General features: G+C 60.8%; 21 protein-coding genes and 2 pseudogenes. 15 read left to right on the forward strand and 8 right to left on the reverse strand.

Annotated elements, in window-relative coordinates:
- Nucleotides 1-68: 68 nt before the first annotated feature.
- The 3 genes and pseudogenes from CCD76_RS16975 to CCD76_RS16985 all read left to right on the forward strand — a co-directional run.
- Nucleotides 69-266 (forward strand): annotated as a pseudogene (locus CCD76_RS16975) (acyl-CoA dehydrogenase family protein); the annotation flags it as partial.
- A gap of 122 nt (nucleotides 267-388) precedes the next feature.
- On the forward strand, nucleotides 389-1921 hold the full coding sequence (locus tag CCD76_RS16980) for a class I adenylate-forming enzyme family protein (RefSeq protein WP_256961354.1): 1533 nt from the start codon (nucleotides 389-391) through the stop codon (nucleotides 1919-1921).
- Nucleotides 1914-2384, forward strand: a complete 471-nt coding sequence (locus CCD76_RS16985; RefSeq protein ID WP_087720605.1) for a PaaI family thioesterase — start codon at nucleotides 1914-1916, stop codon at nucleotides 2382-2384. Before CCD76_RS16980 ends, CCD76_RS16985 begins: the two co-directional genes overlap by 8 nt.
- 299 nt (nucleotides 2385-2683) lie before the next feature.
- On the opposite strand, the gene CCD76_RS16990 is transcribed toward CCD76_RS16985, so the two are convergent.
- Nucleotides 2684-3505: an IclR family transcriptional regulator gene (locus tag CCD76_RS16990; RefSeq protein WP_087720606.1), complete on the reverse strand. Its 822-nt coding sequence runs from the start codon at nucleotides 3503-3505 to the stop codon at nucleotides 2684-2686.
- 166 nt (nucleotides 3506-3671) lie between these two features.
- On the opposite strand from CCD76_RS16990, the gene CCD76_RS16995 reads away from it, so the two are divergent.
- From CCD76_RS16995 to CCD76_RS17010, 4 genes are all read left to right on the forward strand, one after another.
- Nucleotides 3672-4655, forward strand: coding sequence for an NAD(P)H-dependent flavin oxidoreductase (locus tag CCD76_RS16995; RefSeq protein ID WP_087720607.1), 984 nt, complete (start codon nucleotides 3672-3674; stop codon nucleotides 4653-4655).
- Between the two features lie 172 nt (nucleotides 4656-4827).
- Nucleotides 4828-5862 (forward strand): TRAP transporter substrate-binding protein DctP, encoded by a 1035-nt coding sequence (dctP, locus tag CCD76_RS17000; RefSeq protein WP_087720608.1) that lies wholly within the window; start codon nucleotides 4828-4830, stop codon nucleotides 5860-5862.
- Between the two features lie 122 nt (nucleotides 5863-5984).
- Nucleotides 5985-6530 (forward strand): TRAP transporter small permease subunit, encoded by a 546-nt coding sequence (locus tag CCD76_RS17005; protein ID WP_087720609.1) that lies wholly within the window; start codon nucleotides 5985-5987, stop codon nucleotides 6528-6530.
- On the forward strand, nucleotides 6527-7837 hold the full coding sequence (locus CCD76_RS17010; RefSeq protein ID WP_087720610.1) for a TRAP transporter large permease: 1311 nt from the start codon (nucleotides 6527-6529) through the stop codon (nucleotides 7835-7837). The genes CCD76_RS17005 and CCD76_RS17010 overlap by 4 nt, the downstream gene beginning before the upstream one ends.
- 88 nt (nucleotides 7838-7925) lie before the next feature.
- On the opposite strand, the gene CCD76_RS17015 is transcribed toward CCD76_RS17010, so the two are convergent.
- The 5 genes from CCD76_RS17015 to CCD76_RS17035 all read right to left on the reverse strand — a co-directional run bounded on the left by CCD76_RS17015 (nucleotide 7926) and on the right by CCD76_RS17035 (nucleotide 15737).
- On the reverse strand, nucleotides 7926-9341 hold the full coding sequence (locus CCD76_RS17015) for an aldehyde dehydrogenase family protein (RefSeq protein WP_087720611.1): 1416 nt from the start codon (nucleotides 9339-9341) through the stop codon (nucleotides 7926-7928).
- 29 nt (nucleotides 9342-9370) lie between these two features.
- Complete coding sequence (locus CCD76_RS17020) at nucleotides 9371-10477, reverse strand: zinc-binding dehydrogenase (RefSeq protein WP_087720612.1); 1107 nt, start codon at nucleotides 10475-10477, stop codon at nucleotides 9371-9373.
- A gap of 82 nt (nucleotides 10478-10559) precedes the next feature.
- Nucleotides 10560-12359, reverse strand: a complete 1800-nt coding sequence (locus CCD76_RS17025; RefSeq protein ID WP_087720613.1) for an acyl-CoA dehydrogenase — start codon at nucleotides 12357-12359, stop codon at nucleotides 10560-10562.
- A 19-nt stretch (nucleotides 12360-12378) separates the two neighbouring features.
- Entirely contained in the window at nucleotides 12379-13563 is a 1185-nt protein-coding gene (locus CCD76_RS17030; protein WP_087720614.1) for an acetyl-CoA C-acyltransferase, read from the reverse strand.
- Nucleotides 13564-13643: 80 nt separating this feature from the next.
- Nucleotides 13644-15737: a 3-hydroxyacyl-CoA dehydrogenase NAD-binding domain-containing protein gene (locus CCD76_RS17035; protein ID WP_087720615.1), complete on the reverse strand. Its 2094-nt coding sequence runs from the start codon at nucleotides 15735-15737 to the stop codon at nucleotides 13644-13646.
- A gap of 392 nt (nucleotides 15738-16129) precedes the next feature.
- On the opposite strand from CCD76_RS17035, the gene CCD76_RS17040 reads away from it, so the two are divergent.
- The 8 genes from CCD76_RS17040 to CCD76_RS17070 all read left to right on the forward strand — a co-directional run bounded on the left by CCD76_RS17040 (nucleotide 16130) and on the right by CCD76_RS17070 (nucleotide 23568).
- The gene (locus CCD76_RS17040) at nucleotides 16130-17275 is read left to right on the forward strand and encodes a TAXI family TRAP transporter solute-binding subunit (RefSeq protein WP_087720616.1); all 1146 of its coding nucleotides are present in this window, start codon (nucleotides 16130-16132) and stop codon (nucleotides 17273-17275) included.
- 98 nt (nucleotides 17276-17373) lie between these two features.
- A complete protein-coding gene (locus tag CCD76_RS20450; RefSeq protein WP_256961355.1) occupies nucleotides 17374-17967 on the forward strand; it encodes a hypothetical protein in 594 nt (197 codons plus the stop codon).
- Nucleotides 17853-19352, forward strand: coding sequence for a TRAP transporter permease (locus CCD76_RS17045; RefSeq protein WP_256961356.1), 1500 nt, complete (start codon nucleotides 17853-17855; stop codon nucleotides 19350-19352). Before CCD76_RS20450 ends, CCD76_RS17045 begins: the two co-directional genes overlap by 115 nt.
- Nucleotides 19353-19793: 441 nt before the next feature.
- A complete protein-coding gene (locus CCD76_RS17050; RefSeq protein ID WP_087720617.1) occupies nucleotides 19794-20225 on the forward strand; it encodes a hotdog fold thioesterase in 432 nt (143 codons plus the stop codon).
- 63 nt (nucleotides 20226-20288) lie between these two features.
- A complete protein-coding gene (locus tag CCD76_RS20225) occupies nucleotides 20289-20591 on the forward strand; it encodes a hypothetical protein (RefSeq protein WP_087720618.1) in 303 nt (100 codons plus the stop codon).
- A 218-nt stretch (nucleotides 20592-20809) separates the two neighbouring features.
- A complete protein-coding gene (pcaF, locus tag CCD76_RS17060; protein ID WP_087720619.1) occupies nucleotides 20810-22027 on the forward strand; it encodes a 3-oxoadipyl-CoA thiolase in 1218 nt (405 codons plus the stop codon).
- 88 nt (nucleotides 22028-22115) lie between these two features.
- Nucleotides 22116-22370, forward strand: a complete 255-nt coding sequence (locus tag CCD76_RS20675; protein ID WP_143543311.1) for a helix-turn-helix domain-containing protein — start codon at nucleotides 22116-22118, stop codon at nucleotides 22368-22370.
- Nucleotides 22371-22432: 62 nt separating this feature from the next.
- Nucleotides 22433-23568, forward strand: a protein-coding gene (locus CCD76_RS17070) for an IS3 family transposase (RefSeq protein ID WP_373419430.1) whose coding sequence is annotated in 2 segments (ribosomal slippage) — nucleotides 22433-22688 and nucleotides 22688-23568 — 1137 coding nt in all. Because the reading frame shifts where the segments join, the coding sequence is not laid out codon by codon here.
- 65 nt (nucleotides 23569-23633) lie between these two features.
- On the opposite strand, the gene CCD76_RS20680 is transcribed toward CCD76_RS17070, so the two are convergent.
- Nucleotides 23634-23783 carry a hypothetical protein gene (locus tag CCD76_RS20680; RefSeq protein ID WP_373419431.1) on the reverse strand — a complete coding sequence of 50 codons (150 nt, stop codon included), beginning with the start codon at nucleotides 23781-23783 and terminating at the stop codon, nucleotides 23634-23636.
- Nucleotides 23760-24045, reverse strand: a pseudogene (locus tag CCD76_RS17075) (ISL3 family transposase); the annotation flags it as partial. The pseudogene CCD76_RS17075 and the gene CCD76_RS20680, both read right to left, overlap by 24 nt.

Below are 24045 nucleotides of genomic sequence, written 5' to 3' on the forward strand. Positions count from 1 at the left end.
TGCCATCCGCAGCCACCTGAATAGTTACGATCTCTTTTGAGATACCCGACGGCAGTGAGGAAACCGCCATGATTCGCGATCAGGAACTTCTCGATCAGTTGCTGAACACGCTTTCACGCTTTGTGCGCGAGCGCTTGATTCCCAACAAGGCCCGCCTGGCCGAAGAGGACGCAGTCCCTGCTGAGATCTTTGCAGAAATGAAGGATATAGGACTATTCGGTCTGCCGATTCCTGTAGAGTACGGAGGCCTTGGCCTGACCATGGAAAGTACTCCCCAAGTCCAGCAGCTTGTGATCGCGCGTAACATGATCCGGGGGGTGCAGTGATGCGGTTATCACACACCGTACAGGCCTCGGATGAGCTAATAAATGGGCGCTGGGCTAGTGAGTTGATCGCTGAACTGCCCGAGCGACTCAGTACGCGGATACTTGAGCTGGCCGAGCAGCAGCCGCAGCAAGAAGCCATTGTCGATGGCGGCGTACGTTGGACCTATGCTGAACTGGCGAATGAGGTGCATGCAGCCGTCGATTGGCTAGCCGCACTGGGTATACGTCCCGGTGACCGACTGATGGCAGTGAGCGAGAACTGTCGCGCACTGGTTGTGCTGCTGTTAGCGGCGAGCGAGATGAATGCTTGGTTGGCGATTGTCAATTCGCGCATGTCGGCCAAGGAGATTGATCTGATCCGCGACAACTGCGAGCCGCGAAGGATGTTTTATACATCCGCAGTGTCCGGCGAGGCCCGCGCCCACGGCGAGCGCCACAGTGCTGAAATATACCATCATGTTAGCCTCGATGAGCTGATGATCGGTGCGCTCGCCGACAGTGCGCCCGAGCCGGTGCATGCCAGCGGTGCCGAGCAGGTCGCAGCGATGATCTATACCTCGGGGACCACTGGCACGCCTAAGGGGGTAATGCTGACGCACCGTGGCATCCTTTATATCGCCTCGATCTCTGGCGGCATGCGCCACCTTACCCAGGGGCAGCGGGTCTATGGTGTGCTGCCGATATCACACGTGTTTGGCCTGGCGTCGGTATGCATGGGCTCGCTGTACAATGGCGCCTGCTTTTATCCGATACCACGTTTTGAGGCGTCGGCGCTGGTCAGGGCGCTCGTTGATGAGCGCATCACCGTGCTCCAGGGCGTGCCTGCTATGTATGCACGAATACTTGAATATCTCAAGCAGCAAGGCATGGCACTAGACGCTCCGGCACTTGTCTACATCTCGGCTGGTGGCTCGCCGCTGGATAGCGATATCAAGCGGCGTGTCGAGGCGGTCTTCGGCCTGCCCCTGCATAACGGTTACGGCCTCACCGAGGCTAGCCCGACAATTAGCCAGACGCGAATTGATGATCGCTACATGAACACTACCGTAGGTCGCGTTCTGCCGCTGCTCGAGTACCGTCTTGAGCCGTTGGGAAGCACCGATGATGAGGCGCCAGAAACCGGTGAACTCTGGGTTCGTGGTCCCAATGTGATGCGAGGCTATTTTCGCCAGATGGAGGCCACCCGTGCCTGTCTCGATGATAATGGTTGGCTGAACACCGGGGACATCGCGCGCATCGATGAATCAGGTGAATTGTATATTGTTGGGCGCAGCAAGGAGCTGATCATCCGCTCCGGCTTCAATATCTATCCGCCGGATGTCGAAGCGGTAATCAATGAGCATCCCGAGGTCACACTGTCGGCGGTGGTAGGCCGTCAGATAACCGGCAACGAAGAGGTGGTTGCCTTCGTCCAGTGCGAGCCCGGCTCTACCTTGACTGAAGATACTCTGCGAACGTTCGTCGCCGAACGACTGGCGCCCTATAAACGACCCAGTGACATATTCTTGGTTGATTCGCTACCAGCTACGGCCACTGGTAAGATCCTTAAGGGCAGCCTTCACCAACAGGCAAAAGAGGGTATGCCGCATGTCTGAAAAAACAGCCAACAAGACCTCCATAACAGGCTCCGAGGGCCCGATTCAGGATGTATCCGAGCAGTGGGGGTTTCAGCGCTTGCTCGGTATGCGCATCGTTGAGTGGTGTGAGGGGTACGCGGTGGTTGAGCTCAGCGTTAGCGAACAACATCTCAACCGAAGCGGTATGGCTCATGGTGGTGTTCTAACCTCTCTATTAGATACCGCACTGAGCCTCTCGGGGCTGCATTGCCCTGTGCCGGGAAATGTGCGCAAGGGCATGACTCTGTCGCTGACCACGACCTTCATCGCCCCGGCTCGGGGAGGAGTGCTGCGCGCAGAGGGGAGACGCCGTGGCGGTGGTCGAGCAACTTACATGGCCAGCGGCGAGGTGCTTGACGCTGACGGCAATGTGATAGCCATGGGTGAGGGCGCTTTCCGTGTGCGCAGCGCTAGTCAGTCGCCAGAGGGCGAGCCTGCGTGAGGCGAGGCTTGTGAAGCTGCGAATAGGCGCCTGGCTTCTCACAGGTACTATGTGGCTATTCTAGGGGCTATTGACGTTTTACGAGAGGGACTTTGCTGAATAAGAGCAGGCCCGCAGAATGGAGGTTCCACACCGCCAATCTGCGAGTCTGCCATGCCCCGATTGATGCTCAGTGACGAGTTCTGGGTTACGGTTTGGTAACAGCAAATGCATCGAGGGCAGGGCTTTAGCGGAACAGAACCATATCGGAACCGCTCTTTTTGCGACTTCAGGCTAGGCTTCACCGGCAGGCGGTGCCGTCAACGCTTCCCGCCCACTACGGGGTCCAGCGAGCCCTTGATCTGTTCGGCCAGGTCGCGCAGCCGGGGGCCGAGATTTTCCGTCAGGACGCGGTGGCTCAGGCGCAGCGAGGCTCCGCCGCAGTTGATGGCCATCACTTCCGCGCCGTCCTCCAACACCAGCGGAACGGCCACGGCACTGACTTCACGCTCCCAATCGCCTTCTGATATGCAGAAGCCGTATTGGGTATAGTCTTTCATCGCCGCCTGAAGCCCCTGCTCGACAGTGGACCAGTTATCGGGGTCGCGCTTGCTAAAATCCTGCAGCAACTGATCGCGTTTAGATTGCGGTATGCCACATAGCCAAGCGCGTCCGACCGCGCTGGTGATCATAGGAATTCGTGAGCCCGTTTCGAGGCGCATGATCAGGGGGCCGCTCCCTTGGCAGACCTCGATATAGGTCATGGTGCCCCGGTCCGCGTTGCACAGTGCCACCATGCAGTCCGTGGCATCGGCCAGGCGTTGCATGTGGGGCCTGGCGATTTCCCGGATGCTCATGCTGGCCAGATAGCGGTAGCCCAGCGCCAGCACGCCGGCTCCCAAGCGATACTTTTCCAGGCGCTCGTTGTGCTGAAGATAGCCCAGCTGGGTCAGGGTATAGGTCAGGCGGGACACGGTGGGACGGGGGATACCTGTACGGCTGGAAAGTTCGGCATTGCCAAGGTACTCCTCGCCGGCTCCAAAGGCCCGGAGCAGTTCCAGCCCCCGCGAGAGGGCAGTGATAAAATTACGATCCTTGGCGTTGGTGGCCTGATCGTCGTTGATGCTCAGTGGCTTGGCCATATGTACCCATCAAGCTGCAAAATATCGAGTGTGTATCATACCTCCTCCATACCATCAAGTTATACGAACTTTCAATTTATTTTGCTCTGCAAACCAGTATTTTATTATTCGGATAACTATAGGCGCCTTCCTGCAATAGGTTGTCTCCCGCACAAGGAACGCAGCAATGACGATTTCCAACTGGCGCGAAACCCGTCTGTCCCGTTTGCTGGCAACACGCCTTCCGGTGATGGCGACGGGCCTGCACTGGCTGTCCAATGCCGATTATGTAGCGGCCGCGGTCAACAGTGGCATGATGAGCTTCATAACTGCGGCCAGCTTTGCCGATCTCCAAGCGCTGCGCGATGAAATCCAGCGGTGTCGTGAACTGGTCGGCGGGCGGAACTTCGGCGTCAATGTTTCCATGTTACCCAAGTTGTTGCCCGGCGACCGCACCGAGGAGGTCATGGCGCTGATCCTGGAGGAGCGCATTGCCGTGGTCGAAACCTCCGGGCGTGACCCCTCTGCCTATGTGGCGCCTCTCAAGGCCAGCGGTTGCAAGGTGATTCACAAGGTGCCGCAGCTCCGCCATGCGCTCAAGGCCGAGGCGGCGGGCGTGGATGCGGTAACTTTGGTGGGCGCCGAATGCGGGGGGCATCCAGGAGAATCGCCGGTCGGCACCCTGGTGCAAGGCGTGCTTGCCGCGCGCGCGCTGCGCATCCCTTTTGCCCTAGGGGGCGGCATCGCCTCGGGCGAGCAGATCATCGCTCTGCTGGCGCTGGGCGCGGACGGTGTGGCGATCGGCACTCATTTTCTCACCGCCGAGGAAATTCCGGCGCACGAAGATTACAAGCAGCGCCTGATCGACGCCCAGGCGGGCGATACCACGCTGATCATGGCGTCGGTACGCAATACGATGCGGGTGCTGCGCAATGAGACGACCGAGACGGTCCATACACTCGAGCGTGAAGGCGTCAACGACATCCAGCAATTACTGCCGCACGTGCGAGGCATCCTGGGCAGGGCGGCCTACATCAGCGGTGATTGGCAGCAGGGAGCGCTGTCGGTCGGGCAGGGGGTGGGATTGGCGACTCGCATGGCCCCGTTGGCGGACCTCATCGCCGAGTTCGAGCAACAGGCGGACCATGCCTTGCAACGCCTGTGTCCCTGACGGCACGCGATAGCCGGCATCACTTTACGCTCCTGCCTTAGACCAACATCGATATTGAAACGAAGGGGTCGTATGGTAAGTTTGGTTTTTCGCATTGCGATATTCCATTCCAAAATCACTAGATAACCAACTGGCTGCCGCAGAGCCGGTTATCACTGCAGGAGAATTCCACATGAGCTTCATGTCCCAGGCCAGGAAAATTCTGTGCCTCGGTACGGCCTTGACAATTGCCGTGCTGCTGCCCCAGGTGGGGGTGGCTCAAGATGTGACGACTTGGCGCGTGCAGTCCCATTGGCCGGCGTCCAGCAGCTCTTACGAGGACAGTCTGGTACGTCTCAAGAACGTGATTGAAGAGCGTACCGAAGGCCGTGTGCAGCTGCAGCTGTTCGAAGCGGGCGCCTTGTTCAAGGCCCAGGAAACCTTCAATGCCGTCAGCCGCGGCATTCTTCAGATGGGCACCATTTCTCCCGGTTATGCTCAAGACAAGATGACACTGGCCGGGATCGCGTCAGGGTTGCCATTCGCGTTCCATAACGTCTGGGAAGCCGCTTACTTCCATAAGAACCTGGGCTTCGAGAAGATGCTTCAGGAAGAGGCCGCGCAGTACGGAGTCTACTGGGCCACAGACAAGGTTTATCCCACCGAGATGGTCGTCAAGAATCCCATCAATAGCTGGGAGGATTTCACGAAGCTGAAGATCCGCTCTTCCGGCGCGCTGCAGAAGTTTCTGGATGATGCTGGCGCCTCCACTACCTACCTGCCGGGCAGTGAGCTTTATCCGGCCCTGGATACCGGCGTCGTCGATGGCGCGCATTGGGGAGCCGCGCAGGGTGCCGCTAGCATGAGCCTGTACGAAGTGGCCAAATACCACGTCAAGCCGGCTCTGAACATTGCCGGGACCGATGTCATCATCGTCAGTCAGAAGGCGCTTGACAAGCTCTCCGAGAAGGACCAGGAAATCGTTAAACAGGCACTGGACGAGCAGTTCTGGTACCGCACCAACGAATACCAGTATCAGGAGCGTGTCGCGCTCTCCAAGGCCATGCAAGAACAGGGCGTACAGGTCAACACATTGCCTGACGACGTTCAGCAACGCTTGACTGAAGTCGCCCAGAAGTCATGGGACGAAGAGGGCAAGCGTAGTGAGAAGGCCGCCGAAGCCCTGGATAAATTGAAGACCTTCTTGGGAGAGCTCGGCTACCTCTGATTCGAAACGGGCTCGCGGGTCCCGTCGGCTGGATGACCTATGGGAATGTGCCATGCATTCGCTGGGAAAGGCCTGACGCGGACCCGTTTTTTATTCATTCCAATCCTGCCATGGAGCTAGCGATGCGCCTGATTCATGCGTACGTCAATGGAATAACCCGGCTGAATATTTTTCTCGGCCGGTGGGTCGCGTATCTGATATTCGTTATTTTTCTGCTGCTGATTTTCGAAGTTTTCATGCGCTATCTATTCTCGGCCCCGACTTCCTGGACCAATGAGCTGGGCCAGATGCTGTTCGGTCTGTACATCGTGTTGTCCGGTGGTTACGTCATGGCTCACCGGGGTCACGTGAACGTCGATCTGCTTTACAGCGCCTTTTCCCGTCGGACTCAGGCCTGGGTCGATATCTTCACCTCGTCCATGTTCTTTTTGTTCACGCTCGCGCTGCTGTATTTCGGCAGTTCCATGGCTTGGGAGTCCGTTCAGAGTATGGAAACCTCCTATTCCGCCTGGAATCCCCCTATCTGGCCAATCAAGCTGGCCATTCCTGTCGGCACCCTGCTTTTACTGTTGCAGGGTATCGCCAAGCTGCTGGAAGACGTCATTGTCGCGCTCAATCTGCAACCCGTTGCCGATACGCCGAAATCCTCTCCGGAGGAGACGCAATGAGCATTGAAATCACCACGCTGTTGTTCTTCCTGTCGCTGATATTCTTTTTGGTCCTGGGATTGCCGCTGGCCTTCGTGCTGGGCGGGGTCTCCGTGCTCTTTCTGTACTTTACTTGGGGAGTGGATTCCTTCTACATGGTGGCGACGCAGATGTGGGGCACCATGGAGAGTTTCACTCTGGTGGCGATTCCGCTGTTCGTATTCATGGCGATGCTTCTCGAGCGAACCGGTGTGGCCCGCGATCTCTACCGCATGATGCACCTCTGGTGTGGTGGTGTGCGTGGTGGGTTGGCGGTGGGCACCTTGGGCATATGTGCCGTGTTCGGCGCCATGGTCGGCATCAGCGGTGCCGCCGTCGTGGCGATGGGGACCATCGCGCTGCCTGCGATGCTTGAGCGTGGCTACGATAAGCGTATGGTGCTCGGCTGTATCAATGCCGGTGGGGGTTGGGGAATCCTGATTCCTCCCAGCATCATGATGATTCTCTATGCCATGATCAGTGGCGTCTCGGTAGGCAAGATGTTCGCCGCAGGCGTCCTGCCAGGCATCCTTCTGGTCGCCTTGACGGTGACCTATGTACTGGTACGCAGTTACCTTCAGCCGCACATGGCGCCGGCATTGCCACCGGAGGAGCGGGGCAGCTGGGGCGACAAGCTGCGTGCGGTACGCGCGGTGTTGCTGCCGATCGGTATCGTGGTCATGGTGCTGGGATCGATCATCGGCGGTATTACCACGCCTACCGAGGCAGCCGCTATGGGCGTGCTGGGGGCGCTGATTTCGGCGGCCGTGTATCGCAAGCTCAACTGGGACATCCTCCAGGAAGCGGCGATTCGCACCTTCAAGCTGACCGGCATGATCGCCTGGATCCTGTTTGCCGCCCACGCCTTCAGCGCGGCCTACCAGGGCATGGGGGCACAGATGCTGATCGAAGATCTGATGATGGGGCTGCCGGGCGGGCGCTGGGGCATCATCATCACCATGATCGTCATCGTGTTCTTCATGGGCATGCTGCTCGATCCAGTGGGCATCATGCTGATCACCCTGCCGGTGTTCCTGCCGATCGTCAATTCGCTGGGTTTCGATCCGATCTGGTTCGGCATCCTGTTCGTGATCAACATGGAAATCGGCTACATGACGCCACCTTTCGGCTTCAACCTTTTCTACCTGAAGGGGATTGTGCCGCCGAGCATCACCATGCGGGACATCTACTGGTCGGTGATTCCGTTCGTGATCGTCAATCTCATCGGGATGGGAATCATCATGGCCTTCCCCGAAATCGCCACCTACCTGCCGGATACGCTTTTCTGACGGCACTGTTCTAACGGCACTGTTTCAACAGCGCCATGGAGCACAAAAAAACCGGAGTCAAAGCTCCGGTTTTTTCATGCCGTGCGGCTCAGAGCTGCAGGGCGCGCACCTCGAGAAACTCCTCGAGCCCCCACTTGCCGAACTCGCGGCCAATGCCGGAGTGACCGAAGCCGCCGAACGGGGCCAGGGGGTTGAAGGCGCCGCCGTTGACGAAGACCTGGCCGGTGCGCAAGCGGCCGGCGACGCTCTTGGCGCGCTCCTGATCACCCGACCAGACGGCACCGGAGAGACCATAGAGCGTGCCGTTGGCGATCTCGATGGCCTGCTCTTCGCTCTCGTAGGGGATGATGCACAGTACGGGCCCGAAGATCTCCTCCTGAGCGATGCGCGACTGCGGGTCGACGTCAGCGAATACCGTCGCCCTGACGAAGAAGCCTTCCTCGCAGCCCTCGGGGGCCTCGGTGCCGCCGCATACCAGCGTGGCACCTTCCTCGATGCCGAGTCGAATGTAGTCCAGTACCCGCTCGCGTTGTACTGCCGAGGCCAGCGGACCCAGGCGGGTGTTTTCGTCCAGCGGATTGCCGGGCGTCATCTTGGCCACGGCCTCGCGGGCCAGCTCGCAGGCCTCATCGTGTTTGTCGGCCGGCACCAGCAGGCGCGTCAGCGCGGTGCAGGTCTGCCCCGAGTTGAGCAGGCAGTTGTTGACCGTGCCCTTGACCGCCGCTTTCAGATCGGCATCCGGCAGCACCACCGAGGCCGACTTGCCGCCCATCTCAAGGGCGATGCGCTTGAAGTCGTCGGCCGCCGCATGGGCAATGGTCTGCCCGGTGCGGGTGGAGCCGGTGAAGGAGACCATCTTCACCTTGGGATGGTGGATCAGCACGTCACCGACCTCATGGCCATAGCCCGACACCACGTTGAACACGCCCGCCGGCAGGTCCGTGGCGGCGAACATCTCGGCCAGCAGAAAGGCGCTCAACGGTGCGACTTCACTAGGCTTGAGCACCACGGTACAGCCAGCGGCGAGCGCCGGCACGACCTTGAGGATCACCTGATGCAGCGGATAATTCCACGGCGTCACGCAGCCGACCACACCCACCGGCGCATATTGAATCTCCGAGTTGCCCACGGTTTCGGTGAATGGGAAATCCGGCAGCATCTTGAGATAGCTCTTGGTGATCACTGCCGGCAGGCCCGCCTGGATCTGGCGGGCCAGTTTCAGCGGCATGCCGACTTCACGACAGATCGCCTCGGCGATCTCGTCGCCACGGGCTTCCAGCTGTTCAAGAAGTTGGCGCAACACGTCGAGACGCTGATCGAGCGAGCTTTGCGACCACTGCGCAAAAGCCTTGTCGGCGCTGGCGATGGCATGTTCCATCGCCTCGCGGCTGCCGGCGGGAATCGCGGCCAGCACCTGTCCCGTGGCCGCCTCGTGCACCTCGATCATGTCGCCGGTCCAGTCTTCCCAGCACCCGTCGATATACAGCTTGTCGATACGTTTCACCTTTCGTCCTCGTTATCCGGGGAGCCGACTCAGTCGAACATGATCACGCCACGTGCGTTGATGCCTTTTTCCATGTCGAGAAACGCCTGGGGCGCATCGTCGATGGAGTAGGTCCGGGTCACCAGTTCATCCAGCTTGAGCTTGCCGGCCTGATAGAGGGCGAGAATTCGCGGGAAATCGTACTGCGGGCGCGCCGAGCCCAGCCAGCTACCCTTGATCGTGCGCTCATCGGCGGGCAGCGAGAAGGTGCCTATGGAGGTCTTGTCGGCTGGGTCGGCAACACCCACCACCACCGCCGTGCCACCGCGTGCCAGCGATTTGTAAGCTTGGGCGACCACGGCGCCTGAACCCACGCATTCGAAGGCATAATCGACACCGCCGGTCAGTTTCTTCACCGCCTTGGCGGCATCCGCCTCTTCGCTGGCATTGACGGTGTGGGTCGCGCCGAACTGACGGGCCATCTCGAGTTTTTCCGGGTTGGTGTCGACGGCAACGATCATCTCCGCCCCGGCGGTATGACAACCCTGAATGGCATTGAGGCCGACGCCGCCGACCCCGAAGATGGCGGTGCGTGAACCCGGCTCCACCCGGGCGGTATTGAATACCGCGCCGACCCCGGTCATCACCGCGCAGCCCACCAACGCGGCATTCTGCAGCGGTACGTTCTGGTCGATCTTCACCGCATTGTCGACGTGCAGGGTGGCGTACTCCGCCATCACCCCGCAGGCGCCGAACACATTGAGTGCGTTGCCTTGGCTGTCGTGAGTGCGCACGGTGCCATCGGGAAGCGTGATCAATGCCTTGGCGGCGTTCTCGCACAGCACCGGGCGGCCACGCACACACTGACGGCACTTGCCGCACATCGAAATGAAGGAACTGATGACGGCGTCGCCTTCCTTGAATGCAGTGACGCCTTCGCCTACGGCCACTACCTTACCGGCGCCTTCATGGCCCAGCACCAGCGGCGGGGGAAACTGGATCTTGCCGGTAGCGGCGGAAAGGTCGCTATGGCATACCCCGCAGGCGGCCAGCTTGATCATGATCTCGTTACGTTTTGGTGGCGAAACCTGGATGGTTTCCACCTGAATCGGCTGATTCCAGTCCCGGCAGACCACTGCCTTGGCTTCACGTGTCATGGTATCGCTTCCCTATGTCGATCTTGGCGGAACCGGACCCAGCGGGGGGCCGGACGGCGGATGATGTACAGGTGAGAACTACTCAGAAATGGTCCGGCTGCATTTCCAGTGCGGTGCTGTCGGCATCACGCAAAATGCCACCGAGAGCCGTGACGCGCGGCAGCTCATAGCGGCAGAAGTAATCGCAGGCGCTGCGCTTGCCCTCATAGAAAGCCGGCGTCTGCGGGCCGCCCTCGGCGAGGCCCTGCTGCGCACACTGCGCTTGGCGCAGCCACAGCCAGCCGATGACGGTATGACCGAAGGCTTCCAGATAGAGCGAGGCATTGGCCAGCCCGCGAGCATTGTCCCCCTCGCGGCGCACCCGTTGCAGTGCTTCGGTGGCGGCTTCGAGAGAGTCGAGAGCATTGGACAGCCGGCTGGCGCTACCCGCGAGATCCGTGGCTTGGCACTGCTGGATCGTCTCGCGGATACGGGACACGAGCGCTTGATAGGGGCGTCCGTCGTTCAACAGCACCTTGCGACCCAACAGGTCGAGCCCCTGAATTCCGTGGGTGCCTTCATGAATGGGATTGAGGCGATTGTCGCGATAGAACTGCTCGACCGGATACTCCCGTGTATAGCCGTAGCCGCCATGGACCTGAATGGCCAGGCTGTTGGCTTCCAGGCAGAACTGTGACGGCCAGGACTTCATGATCGGCGTGAGCAGATCCAGCAAACCGGCGGCAGTCTCGCGCTGCTCGGCGTCTTCGCCATGCTGTTTCTCGTCGACCAGCGTGGCGCCGAACAGGCACAGCGACAGCCCGCCTTCGACATAGGCCTTCTGGGCCAGCAGCATGCGGCGAATATCGGCGTGCTCGATCAGCGGTACCTGCGGGGTGGTCGGGTCCTTCTCGTTCAACGGACGACCCTGGTGGCGGTCCCGAGCATAGTCGAGCGAGTGAAGATAGCCGGTGTAACCCAGCATCACTGCGCCTAGTCCGACGCCGATGCGCGCCTCGTTCATCATGTGGAACATGCAGGCCAGCCCCTTGTGGGGCTCGCCCACTAGATAGCCCACCGCACCGTCCTTTTCGCCGAAGTTGAGCATGGTCGAAGTAGTGCCGCGGTAGCCCATCTTGTGAATCAGCCCGGCCAGCGCCACGTCGTTGCGCTCGCCCAGCGTGCCGTCCTCGTTGACCCGATACTTGGGTACCAGAAACAGCGAGATGCCCTTGACCCCCGGCGGGGCGTCGGGCAGCCGGGCGAGCACCATATGCACGATGTTCTCGCTCAGTTCGTGATCACCACCGGAGATGAAGATCTTGTGGCCGGTGAGACGGTAAGTGCCGTCATCCGCCGGCGTGGCCCGGGTGCGCAGGTCGCCCAGCGACGAGCCGGCATGCGGTTCGGTCAGGCACATGGTGCCGAAGAAGCGCCCCTCGAGCATGGGATTGGCGAAGCGCGTCTTCTGCGCCTCGCTGCCGTGGGCGAGGATCAGGTTGGCGGCGGCGATGGTCAGCCCAGCGTAGGCTTGAGTGCCGACATTGGCGCCCTTGAGCATGCCTACGCACATCAAGGCCACCGCGGTCGGCAACTGCATGCCGCCGCGCTCGTAGTCCTGTCCGGCCGCCATGAGACCGGTCTCGGCGAGAATCTTCAGCGCTTTGCCTACTTCCGGATGCATCACCACGTGTCCGTCCTCGAAGCGAGGCTCCTCGTCGTCCGCCAGCCGGTTGTGGGGGGCGAACGCCTCGTTGGCCACCTTCAGTGCCAGCTCGAGCGCGGCGTCGAGCGTGTCACGGCTATGATCCGCATAACGCGGGAAGCTCAGCAGGTTCTCGACCCGATGGAGCTCGTAGAGCTGGAAGGCGAGATCCTGCGTATTGATGATCTTCTGGTTCATGGCGGCCTTCCTCCTTTCGTTACACGACTTCGAACAGGCCCGCCGCACCCTGGCCGCCACCGATGCACATGGTCACCACCACGTACTTGGCACCGCGGCGCTTGCCTTCGATCAAGGCATGGCCGGTGAGGCGTGAGCCGGTGACACCGTAGGGGTGGCCGACCGCGATGGAACCGCCATTGACGTTGAGCTTGTCCATGGGAATGCCCAGCTTGTCGCGGCAGTACACGACCTGAGAGGCGAACGCTTCGTTGAGCTCCCAGAGATCGATGTCATCCATTTTCAAGCCAGTGCGCTCGAGCAGGCGGGGAATGGCATAGACCGGGCCGATCCCCATCTCGTCCGGCTCGCAACCGGCCACGGCGAAGCCGCGGAAGATGCCCATCGGCTCGATGTTGTTCTTCTGGGCGTAGACGGAATCCATGACCACGCACACCGAGGCACCATCGGAGAGCTGACTGGCGTTGCCGGCGGTGACGAACTGATCCGGACCGCGTACCGGCTCGAGGCCGGTCAGGCCTTCCCGCGTGGTGTTAGGACGGTTGCACTCGTCCTGAGTCAGGGTGACCTCGCGCTCGCTGACCTCGCCGGTCTCCTTGTTCTTCATCAGCATGGAGGTGGTGAAGGGCACGATCTCGTCGTTGAAGCGCCCGGCTTCCTGCGCCGCCGCGGTACGCTGCTGGCTGATCAGCGCATATTCGTCCTGGGCATCGCGGCTGATGTTGTAGCGCTTGGCGACGATATCGGCCGTCTCGATCATCGACAGGTAGAGTTCGGGCTTGTGCTGCATCAGCCACTCGTTGGTGGCGCGGAATTGATTGATCTTGTCGTTCTGCACCAGGCTGATGGACTCGACGCCACCGGCGACCATGACCGGCACCTTCTCGGACATGATGCGTTGGGCAGCGAGAGTGATCGCCTGCAGGCCTGAGCTGCAGAAGCGGTTGATGGAGAGCCCGGCGGTGGTCACCGGCAAGCCGGCGCGTACCGCGGCCAGGCGCGCCATATTCTTGCCCTGAGCCCCTTCGTGGAAGGTGGCGCCGAGGATGACATCCTCGACGATTGCCGGGTCGATACCGGCACGCTGGACGGCCTGCTGGATAACGTGACCGGCCAGGTCGACGCTATGGGTGTTATTCAGGGCGCCACGGTAGGACTTGCCCAGGCCGGTGCGCGCCGTGGAGACGATGACTGCTTCAGACATGGGGAATGCTCCGTTGAATCGTTGTAAGTTGTCGCGGGCAGGGTGGGGCCGTCCAGGACGGCCCCGGGGGTCGATGTGGATTAGAGGTCGCCGAAGCGTTTGCCTTCCTTCACCAGACGCTCGAGCAGCGCGGCGGGCTGCCACTGTTCGCCACCTAGTCTTTCATGGAACTGGCGGATGCCGGCGAGCACCTTGTCGAGACCTTCCTGATCGGCCCAGAACATCGGGCCGCCCCGGTAGGCGGGAAAGCCGTAGCCATAGATCCAGGTGATGTCGATATCCAGCGGACGTGCCGCGACACCCCCCTCGAGGATCTTGGCGCCTTCGTTGATCATCACGTATAGACAGCGCTCCAAGATCTCCTGGTCGCTGATCTCGCGGGAGGCGATGCCCTGTTCTTGGCGGAATGCGTTGATCAGCGCGTCGACTTCCGGGTCGGGAATCGGCTTGCGGCTGCCTTCCTCGTAGCGGTAGATACCCGCCTGAGTCTTCTGGCCGAGGCGACCCTGTTCCGCCAGCTTGTCGGCCCAGCTCGGCGGAATGTCCTCGCCCGCCTTGCGGCGTTCCTGACGAATGCGATAGCCCACGTCGATGCCCGCCAGATCCGACATGGCGAACTGGCCCATGGGGAAGCCGAAGTCGGTCAGCACCTTGTCGACCTGCTGGGGCGTGGCGCCATCGTTGACCAGTTCCATCGCCTCGGCACCGCGGCGGTGCAACATGCGGTTGCCGACGAAGCCGTAGCAGTTGCCCACCAGGACGCCGACCTTCTTGATGCGCTTGGCCAGGGCCATGACGGTGGCCTTGACGTCATCGGCGGTCTTCTCGCCACGCACATTCTCGAGCAGCTTCATGACATTGGCCGGGCTGAAGAAGTGCATGCCGACCACGTCCTGGGGACGCTGGGTCGCCGAGGCGATCTCATCGATGTCGAGCGTGGAGGTATTGGAAGCGAGGATCGCGCCCGGTTTGCAGACCTTGTCGAGCTGACCAAAGATCTGCTTCTTGATGCCCATGTCCTCGAAGACCGCCTCGATGACCAGATCGACATCACCCAGGTCGCTATAGTTCAGGGTCGGCTCGATCAACGCCATGCGCTCCTCGACCTGAGCGGTGGTGATGCGGCCCTTCTTGGCGGTGTTTTCGTAGTTGCGGCGGATCACGGCCAGGCCGCGATCTAGTGCATCCTGCTTGGCCTCCAGCAGACGTACCGGGATGCCGACGTTGGCAAAGTTCATGGCAATGCCGCCGCCCATGGTGCCGGCGCCGATGATGCCTACCCGGTTGATGTCGCGGATCGGCGTGTCAGGAGAGAGGCCCGGCACCTTGGAAACTCCACGTTCGGCGAAGAAGGCATGCACCAAACCGGCGCGCTGCGGAGACTCCATGCACTCCATAAACAGCTCGCGCTCGCGCTGCAGGCCGTCCTCGAAGGAGAGCTTGAACGCCGCTTCCACGGCATCGACGCACTTGAAGGGGGAGAAGAGGTTGCGCGCCCGCTTTTGCAGGTTAGCACGGAACTCGTCGAACACGCCACTGTTCTTGTCCGCCTCAAGCTTGTCGGTGAGGTCACGGACCCGGCGTGTCGGCCAGCTTTCGTTGATCGCCTTCTCGGCATAGGCACGGCCGATCGTGGCGATACTGGAACCCTCCTCGGTGGCATCAACGATACCGTATTCGCGCGCCTCATCGGCGCTGACGAAGTTGCCGGTGGTGATCATTTCCAGCGCTTTCTGCGTGCCGCTCAACCGGGGCAGGCGCTGCGTGCCGCCGGCACCCGGCAGCAGGCCGAGCTTGACTTCCGGCAGGCCAACCTGGGCGGTCGACAGGGCTACGCGGTAGTGACAGCCCAGCGCCAGTTCCAGCCCGCCACCCAGGGCCGTGCCGTGCAGAGCGGCGATGACAGGTTTTTGGCTGTTCTCGAATGCGTCGATGACGCTGGGCAGGCCGGGTTCCTGCATGGGCTTGCCGAATTCGCGGATATCGGCACCGGCGACGAAGGTGCGCCCTTTGCAGACCAGTAGCAATGCCTTGGCCTCGTCGTCTGTCTGGCCCTGACGCAGGGCATCCAGCAGTCCGCTGCGTACGGCGTGGCTCAGGGCGTTGACCGGCGGATAATTGACGGTAATGACGCCGACCTGCCCCTCGCGGGCGTAACTCACAACCTCAGACATAATTCCTCCTTGCGCTGGTACGGGCCCGAGCCCGGCATGATGGTTGTCGCCCGTGCTGATCGTCGGCCCGCCGGGCGAGCAGAAAACATCTCCGGAGCATAACCGATGCTTTTCGGGAATTAAAACAAACGAAATAACATTTCGCGATGCGATAATAGTCGTGGGTACGGCGTGACGTAATGATAATGGCGTGGAGTGTCTCTGGCATGCTCCACTTCGGCCAGTGTGATGTAGGACGCTGAATGAATGCCTTAGACAAAACGCTAATGGCAGAGCGGTATCCGGAAGTGCTTAAACTAGATAATCAAAATCCTATTTCACCCAAGCCATTTTTGGCGGCACGCTATCAGAGCAGTCGCCCTATAGCATTACAATAAGCATGGAGACGCCTCATGACTCGACAAGCGCTCGATTTCCGCTCTCACTTCAAGATGATCATGGTCACCGCCATGCTGGCTGCCGGCGCCCATGCGCATGCTCAGGAGCTGCCCGACACCCTGATTTGGACGGCCTACGACGTCGGCTCGGCCGGATACGCCGAAGCCTCGGCAATCGCCGATGCCTTCGGTCGGGAGTATGGCACCCGAGTGCGCGTCCAGCCCTCCAGTTCGGCAATCGGCCGTATCCAGCCGCTTATAGAGGGTCGCGCCAACTACGGTTTCCTGGGCGGAGCATCGTTTTTCGCCGTCGAGGGCATCTATGATTTCGCAGCGCGGCGCTGGGGACCGCAGGATTTGCGCGCCATCGCCGGGCGACCTGCGTCTTTCGGCATGCCCACCGCCGCCGATGCCGGCATTGAAACTCTCGCCGACGTCAAGGGCAAGCGCGTGGCGTATATCGCTGGCAACCCCTGGATCAACTTCTCCTGTGACGCCTTCCTGGCCTTCGCCGGGTTGGACCGCGACGACGTCGAGGCCGTCATGTTCCCTTCCTACAAGGCGGCGATCGGCTCCTTGGCGGAGGGCAAGGCCGACGCCGCCTGTACCACGACCACTCCCAGCCAGCTCTATGAACTCGAACAGTCGCCTCGCGGCATTCACTGGGTGCCGATCCCGGCAGACGATGAGCAGGGCTGGCAACGCCTGACTCAGATGGCCCCGATCTACGAGCCCAACCGGGAAACCGTCGGCGCGGGTATCTCTGAGGAAAGTCCGGTGGAACTGGCGGCCTACCGCTATCCGGTACTGGGCGTGATGGCTGGTACCAGTGCCGACGAGGTCTACGCCCTGACCAAGGCCTTGGATGAAGCCTATGGTCTGTACAAGGACGCCACCGACCGGATTTCCAGCTGGTCGCTCGACAAGGCCGGAACCCCGCCCATCGAGGTGCCGTTTCACGAAGGGGCGATTCGCTACCTCGAGGAGAAGGGCATCTGGTCCGACGAGATGCAGGCCTGGAACGATGCACGTCTAAAGCGGCTGGAGGCGTTACAGGCGGCCTGGTCTCAGGCGCTGGCTGAAGGCGAAGGCAAGAGCGACGAGGCATTCGCCCAGCTATGGGAGACGCATAGAACCCAGGCGCTGAACTCTCTGGAGTAACTGACATGATCGGGCGGGGCACCGGCATGCGGTGCCCCGATGTGCAGGCGGCAGCCATCGATGGAGTGATTCTTATGCCAGCGTCTCCCCAAGCCTCTATGTCCCAGGGTTCTACGCCTGATTCCGCCCCTACCAGCGGGCCACAAGGGCGCCTGCAGGGACTGACCTACTCGGTGGTGATCACGCTGGGCGCTCTTGGCCTGCTGATGGCCATCAACCAGACGTTCAGCCTGTGGCTGCTGGGTTTCAAGCCACTGGGCAGCTCCTATCTTTACTATCTGATCGGTCTGTTTCTGGCCGCCGCCTTCCTGTGCTATCCGGCGCGAAGCCATGATGAGCATCGCGTAGCCTGGTATGACTGGCTGCTGGCGCTGGCCTCAATCGGTTCGACCGTCTATCTGGGCCTGCATGGCATGACCATCATCACCCAGGGCTGGGATTTCAGTGCGCCGGCCGAGGCCACGTGGATCTCGGCGCTGCTGTTGGTGCTGGTGCTGGAAGGGGTGCGACGTTGTGGCGGCTGGCCGTTGATGCTCATTGCACTGGTGTTCGGGAGTTATCCCTGTATGCCGATTATATGCCAGGGTTTCTATGGGGCTCATCCTACGACTTGGGGGGAACGGTCCGTGCCCATGTCATGGGGGCGGAAAGCATCATCGGCATTCCCATGCAGGTCGTGGCGCAGCTGGTGATTGGTTTCGTGGTCTTCGGGGTGACGCTGACGGTGACTGGCGGCGGCGAGTTCTTCATGCGCTTCGCCACGGCGCTGCTGGGGCGCGCTCGGGGCGGCCCGGCCAAGGTTTCGGTGCTGTCGAGCTGCATCATGGGTAGCCTGTCGGGCAGCGTGATCTCGAACATCATCACCACCGGCTCCATCACCATTCCCACCATGAAGCGCACCGGATATCCGGCGCATTACGCCGGGGCCATCGAGGCCTGCGCCTCCACCGGGGGAACATTGATGCCCCCGGTGATGGGGGCGGTGGCCTTCATCATGGCCTCTTTTTTAGGCGTACCGTATGCCGATGTGATGATCGCCGCGGTGTTTCCGGCGGTGCTGTTCTATCTGGCGCTGCTCTTTCAGGTCGACAACTATGCGGCTCGCAACGGACTCACGGGGCTCCGCGAAGATGAAATCCCCAACCTGATGGCAACCCTCAAGGAAGGCTGGCCCTATCTGCTGGGCCTGGCCATGTTGATCTACATGCTGATCGTCATGCGTCTGGAAGCCTACGCGCCGTATTACGCCTCGGCGGTGCTACTGGTGATCTCGCTGTTCAAGCGCCAGCATCGCCTCAACCTGGCACGTCTGCTGACGCTGGTGAAGGAGCTGACCACCAGCGTGGCCAATCTGGTCGCCATCCTCGCCGGAATCGGCTTGGTAGTGGGCGGGCTGTCCTACACTGGCGTGGCGGGGGCCTTCTCGCGGGAATTGCTGCTGTATGCCGGAGACAGCATCCCGCTGATGTTGGCGGCCGGTGCCGTGACCAGCTTCATTCTGGGCATGGGCATGACCGTCAGTGCCTGCTACATCTTCCTGTCGATCCTGCTGGCGCCGGCGTTGGTGTCCGCCGGGCTGAACCCACTGGCCAGCCATCTGTTCATTCTCTACTGGGGCATGATGTCGTATATCACACCACCGGTCGCCTTGGCCTCGATCACCGCCGCGGGTATCGCCGGCGCCAGCGCGGGCAAGACCAGCCTCAACGCCATCCGCCTGGGCAGCGTGCTGTTCGTGCTGCCGTTCCTGTTCGTATTGAATCCGGCATTGATCCTGCAGGGCGAGCTTACCGATATCCTGATTTCCGCATGTACGGCGATCGCCGCCATGTGGTTGCTGGCATCGGCGCAGGAAGGCTATCTCTATCGGATCGGAATCATCAGGTGGCCGCTTCGAACCTTACTGTTGATCGCGACTGCATTACTCATCTATCCCGAGCCGTATAGCGATCTGGTCGGGCTGGGACTGGTCGTACTGGTCTATCTGGGCTGTGGATTACGGCCATCGCATGTGACGGCCGTGGCCAAGCCGGCGGACTCCAAGTCCGACGTTACGCGACGGGGACATGTCGGGTGAGCCTGGCGCATGAAACGCTCGGGCAACGCGGGAAAGTGTCTGAACCACGTCTTGGATAGCCCACGCTGAATCATCGTCAGGAGACAACAATGCAGAATTTCAAGAATAAAGGGGCTGTCATCACCGGCGGCGCCAGCGGTTTCGGGCGCGAGTTCGCCCATATCGGCGCCCGGCTTGGAAGCACTTCTATATCTAGTCCCATCCCGAGGCGCTGGGCAACGTCGAGAAGCGCATGGAGGCCATCATCCATCAGCGCAACCCCGGCGACCCCTACGAAGCTGCGCCGCATATTCGTGAGATGCTGCAGGAAAAGCTGAAGGGTGATCCGACCAAAGTCTAATCTGCCGCAGCCAGGCCACCGAGCCGGCTGATCCACCAAAGCCTAGTGGGAAGCGCCGTCAACCCTTCCTACTCTCTCTAAACAGCACATGAGACCTTGGCATGAGCATCTGGAATCAAGCCCCTACCGTCGAAGAGCTGCAAGGACGTGCACGCGACACTCTGATCGATCATATCGGCATTGAGTTTACTGAAGTGGGGGAGAACTACCTGCGCGCACGCATGCCGGTGGACCGGCGCACCGTACAGCCGGCCGGCATCCTGCACGGTGGCGCCTCGGTGGTACTGGCCGAGACGCTGGGCAGCGTCGCCGCGAGCCTGTGCCTGAAATCGGCGGACAAGGCCTGCGTGGGGCTGGAAATCAACGCCAACCATGTTCGCTCCATGAGTGAAGGTTGGGCTCATGGCACGGCACGACCGCTGCATATTGGCGGTTCGACGCAGCTATGGGAAATCCGTATCGAGGATGGCAACGAAAAGCTGGTCTGCATGTCGCGCCTGACCATGGCCGTTATCGACCGGCCCAGGAACTGAGTTACGGTCGCCTTGCCTACTCTCCAGCACGTACCTGTTTCAGGACGTTCAGGGAGAGACTCCATGTTGAAGTGCTACGGATTTTCGATCAGTGACTACTACAATATCGTCAAGGCCGCGATGCTGGAAAAGACGTTGGAGTTCGAGAGGGTGCTGGTTTTTATCCCTTGTCCGACCCCCGACTACCTCGCTCGCAGCCGATGGGCAGATCCCCAGCCTGGAAACGGACGAGGTCTTCGCGACGCAGAAACGCGCCTGATCACTCACCCCGGTACACGACGTTTTTACATAACAACCATGGAGCATAGGGCCCGGCTGCGCCAGGATTTTCAAGATTATCGGTTGCCTGACGACGCTGGTGCCTAACAAGGCGAGACTCGCCTTTATAGTGTGCCCATTGGTGAATTGCCTCGACAACTCCGGCCTGCGGTCTGGAAGCACAGTGTGTAGCGTAGCACTAGCCTCATGGTTGAATGCTAGTGCTTCATGGAAGCCGCCTTGACTTACTGTCGGGCCTTTTCATGCTGCGCAGCCTCAAAACGTGCACCGACCATCACGCCGGCTAACAAGCAGGAGTATTGAACATGAACGACGTCTATTTGTGTCATCCGGTGCGCTCGGCGGTTGGCAAATTCGGCGGTACGCTGTCCAGTGTGCGTCCTGATGATCTCGCCGCGGCTATCTTCAGGGCACTGCTGGCGAGAGCGCCGGATCTTGACCCGGCGGTTATCGATGACGTGATCATGGGCTGCGCCAACCAAGCCGGCGAGGACAACCGCAACGTGGCGCGCATGTCGCTGCTGCTTGCGGGCCTGCCGGCCATGGTCCCCGGCAGCACTATCAACCGCCTGTGCGGCTCAAGCATGGATGCCATTGGCACTGCGGCCCGCGCGGTGCGCGCCGGCGAGGCCGAGCTGATGATCGCCGGCGGCGTCGAGTCGATGTCGCGGGCCCCGTATGTGCTCGGCAAGGCCGAGACTGCCTTTTCGCGCGGCCAGGTCATGGAGGACACCACCATTGGCTGGCGTTTCATCAACCCGCTGCTCAGGAAACAGTACGGCGTCGACTCGATGCCCGAGACGGCGGAGAATGTTGCCGAGCAGTTCAATATCTCCCGCGAGGACCAGGACCAGTTTGCCTACGCCTCGCAACTCAAGGCCAAGCGTGCCCAGGACAGCGGCCGTCTGGCGAAGGAGATCGTGCCCATCGAGGTGCCGCGTCGCAAGCAAGAGCCACTGGTCTTCGATACCGACGAGCACCCGCGCGAAACGACTCTGGAAAAGCTCGCCACTCTGCCAACGCCGTTCCGTGCCGCCGGCTCCAGCGTGATGGGCTCGGTAACGGCGGGCAACGCCTCGGGGCTCAACGATGGCGCGGCGGCGGTCATTGTTGCCAGTGAAGCGGCGGTGAAGCGCTACAACCTGACTCCCATGGCGCGCATCCACGGCATGGCCACCGCGGGTGTCGAGCCACGCATCATGGGCGTCGGTCCGGTGCCGGCCTCGCAGAAGCTGCTCTCGCGTCTCGGCATGACGCTCGATCAGTTCGACCATATCGAGCTCAACGAGGCGTTCGCCGCCCAGTCGCTGGCTTGCCTGCGCGAGTTGGGCATTGCCGACGACGACCCGCGGGTTAACCCCAACGGGGGCGCTATTGCGCTGGGTCACCCGTTGGGCATGTCCGGGGCACGCATTGTCACCAGCGCGATGCATGAACTGGGAATCACTGGCGGCCGTTTTGCACTGTGTACCATGTGTATCGGTGTCGGGCAGGGGATTGCGACGGTCATCGAGCGAGTATAAAACTCTGACAAAAAAATGTAATGAAAGCCGGCGTAACTGAACTGCACCCCGAAAGTTGGACACCCATCCAACCTTCGGGGTGTTTTTGATGGCGAGATACGACGAGAGCTTCAAACTGTGGGTTGTTCAGCAGTGTTTACGTGGGGACGTCAGTCCGGGGGAGATAGCTCGTCAGCATGGTCTGGATAAGTCCACCGTACACCAATGGCTGGAAACCTACCGACAGCATGGCATGTCGGGATTGCGCAAGAAATACAGTCACCGCAGTGCGACCTTCAAGCGGGAGGTGCTTGAGCGGATGTGGCGGGATGGCCTGTCCCAGCGACAGACGGCGGCCCTGTGAGGTGGTCCCCGAAATCAGGACCAGGCGTTAAGCTCTGATCATGACGATTGGAGACGATGATCATGAGCAGGAAACGCAAGCAGTACAGCAGTGACTTCAAGGCCAAGGTGGCTCTCGCAGCCCTCAAGGGCGATCAGACAACGTCGGAGATCGCCGCCCGCTTCGAGATCCACCCCACCATGGTCAGCCAGTGGAAGCGTGAACTCCTGGACAACGCCACGGGCGTCTTCGAAGGCAAGGATGGTAAAGCCACCCAGAAGAGCCAGGAGGAGATCGACACGCTTTACCGCGAGATCGGCAAGCTGACGGTGGAACGCGATTTTTTGTCGCGCAGGCTCGATCGTTGAGCCGGGCTCAGCGCTTGGCCCTGATCGAGCCGCCATCCTCCGACACTCCCAGCCTGCGCCGGCAGTGCCAATTGCTCGGTATCAGTCGCTCATCGCTATACTACCAGCGCCGTGAGTTACTCGCCGAGGACCTGATGCTAATGAGGCTGATCGACGAGGAGCATCTGCGGACGCCGGTCTACGGCTCCCGGCGGATGACGACCCATCTCAACCGCTTGGGGCACACGGTGAACCGCAAGCGGATCCGTCGCCTGATGCGGCAGATGGGGCTGCACGCGGTGTACCCGAAGCCGCGCACCAGCCAGTCTGGCGTGGGGCATCGGGTCTATCCTTACCTGCTCAGGGATCGCGTCATCGATCGTCCCAACCAAGTCTGGGCCACTGATGTGACGTATATCCCAATGGCGCGAGGGTTCATGTACCTGGTGGCCATCATGGACTGGCACAGTCGCCGTGTGCTGGCCTGGCGGGTATCGAACACCCTGGATACGGACTTCTGCATTGACGCACTGGAGGAGGCCCTGGAGCGCTATGGGCCGCCGAGCATCTTCAATAGCGATCAGGGCTGCCAATTCACCAGCCAGGCGTTCACCGAGGTACTGAAGGCCCATGGCGTCCGGATCAGCATGGATGGAAAAGGCTGCTACCGGGACAACATCTTCGTCGAACGGCTCTGGCGTAGCGTGAAGTACGAGTGCGTCTATCTGAAGGCCTTCGAAGATGGTGCCCACCTACGCCGGGAGCTGAGGAAGTACTTCACTTGGTACAACCGTCAGCGGCCCCATCAAGGGCTGGACGATGCGACACCCGATGAGGTGTACTTCGATCAACCACTGACCCAGGCGGCCTGACGCCTGATGATGATCCGGTCAGAGCTTAAATCGTCTGTCAGGTGGTCCAACGGATGGGGTCCACTTCACTGTTCGATATCCGCGAACGCAGCGCTATTGGCAGATGGGAACGTCAATACCATAGTGGAGGTCTGACTGCCCTGGAACCCAAGCGTAAGGGACGCCGCCCAATGTCGAAGAAGCCTCCTTTGTAGTGGCTGGTTGAGTTCCAGCAGAGCCTTCAACTCGTCTGCCTGTTCCTCGCCCAGGTTCTCGGGGTTGCGCAGCAGCAACCAACGAGAGCGCTTCACCGCGCGCCGAGCCGGTTTGTCTTCTCGCAGCCGGTTGGCTTGATCCACGCGTACGCGATCGATGACTTCGCGTCCAAACTTGGCAATGACATGAAACAAGTCATAAACCACGCGTGCTCTGGGGCAATTGGCCTGTACCTCCAGATCCATCGCCGTGTTCATGTCCATGGCGACGGCTTCGATCTGC

It is taken from the genome of Salinicola salarius, from assembly GCF_002179555.1.
Taxonomy (GTDB): Bacteria; Pseudomonadota; Gammaproteobacteria; order Pseudomonadales; family Halomonadaceae; genus Salinicola; species Salinicola salarius_A.

Bases quoted from the DNA above. Each gene is read 5' to 3' on its own strand.
- CCD76_RS20675 (WP_143543311.1), top strand. From the start codon at position 22,116: ATGGCGAGATACGACGAGAGCTTCAAACTGTGGGTTGTTCAGCAGTGT.
- CCD76_RS16990 (WP_087720606.1), bottom strand. From the start codon at position 3,505: ATGGCCAAGCCACTGAGCATCAACGACGATCAGGCCACCAACGCCAAG.
- CCD76_RS20225 (WP_087720618.1), top strand. From the start codon at position 20,289: ATGTTGAAGTGCTACGGATTTTCGATCAGTGACTACTACAATATCGTC.
- CCD76_RS17035 (WP_087720615.1), bottom strand. From the start codon at position 15,737: ATGTCTGAGGTTGTGAGTTACGCCCGCGAGGGGCAGGTCGGCGTCATT.
- CCD76_RS17020 (WP_087720612.1), bottom strand. From the start codon at position 10,477: ATGACACGTGAAGCCAAGGCAGTGGTCTGCCGGGACTGGAATCAGCCG.
- CCD76_RS17025 (WP_087720613.1), bottom strand. From the start codon at position 12,359: ATGAACCAGAAGATCATCAATACGCAGGATCTCGCCTTCCAGCTCTAC.
- dctP (WP_087720608.1), top strand. From the start codon at position 4,828: ATGAGCTTCATGTCCCAGGCCAGGAAAATTCTGTGCCTCGGTACGGCC.
- CCD76_RS17045 (WP_256961356.1), top strand. From the start codon at position 17,853: ATGCCAGGGTTTCTATGGGGCTCATCCTACGACTTGGGGGGAACGGTC.
- CCD76_RS17040 (WP_087720616.1), top strand. From the start codon at position 16,130: ATGACTCGACAAGCGCTCGATTTCCGCTCTCACTTCAAGATGATCATG.
- CCD76_RS16985 (WP_087720605.1), top strand. From the start codon at position 1,914: ATGTCTGAAAAAACAGCCAACAAGACCTCCATAACAGGCTCCGAGGGC.
- CCD76_RS17050 (WP_087720617.1), top strand. From the start codon at position 19,794: ATGAGCATCTGGAATCAAGCCCCTACCGTCGAAGAGCTGCAAGGACGT.
- CCD76_RS17010 (WP_087720610.1), top strand. From the start codon at position 6,527: ATGAGCATTGAAATCACCACGCTGTTGTTCTTCCTGTCGCTGATATTC.
- pcaF (WP_087720619.1), top strand. From the start codon at position 20,810: ATGAACGACGTCTATTTGTGTCATCCGGTGCGCTCGGCGGTTGGCAAA.
- CCD76_RS16995 (WP_087720607.1), top strand. From the start codon at position 3,672: ATGACGATTTCCAACTGGCGCGAAACCCGTCTGTCCCGTTTGCTGGCA.
- CCD76_RS17030 (WP_087720614.1), bottom strand. From the start codon at position 13,563: ATGTCTGAAGCAGTCATCGTCTCCACGGCGCGCACCGGCCTGGGCAAG.
- CCD76_RS20450 (WP_256961355.1), top strand. From the start codon at position 17,374: ATGTCCCAGGGTTCTACGCCTGATTCCGCCCCTACCAGCGGGCCACAA.
- CCD76_RS17005 (WP_087720609.1), top strand. From the start codon at position 5,985: ATGCGCCTGATTCATGCGTACGTCAATGGAATAACCCGGCTGAATATT.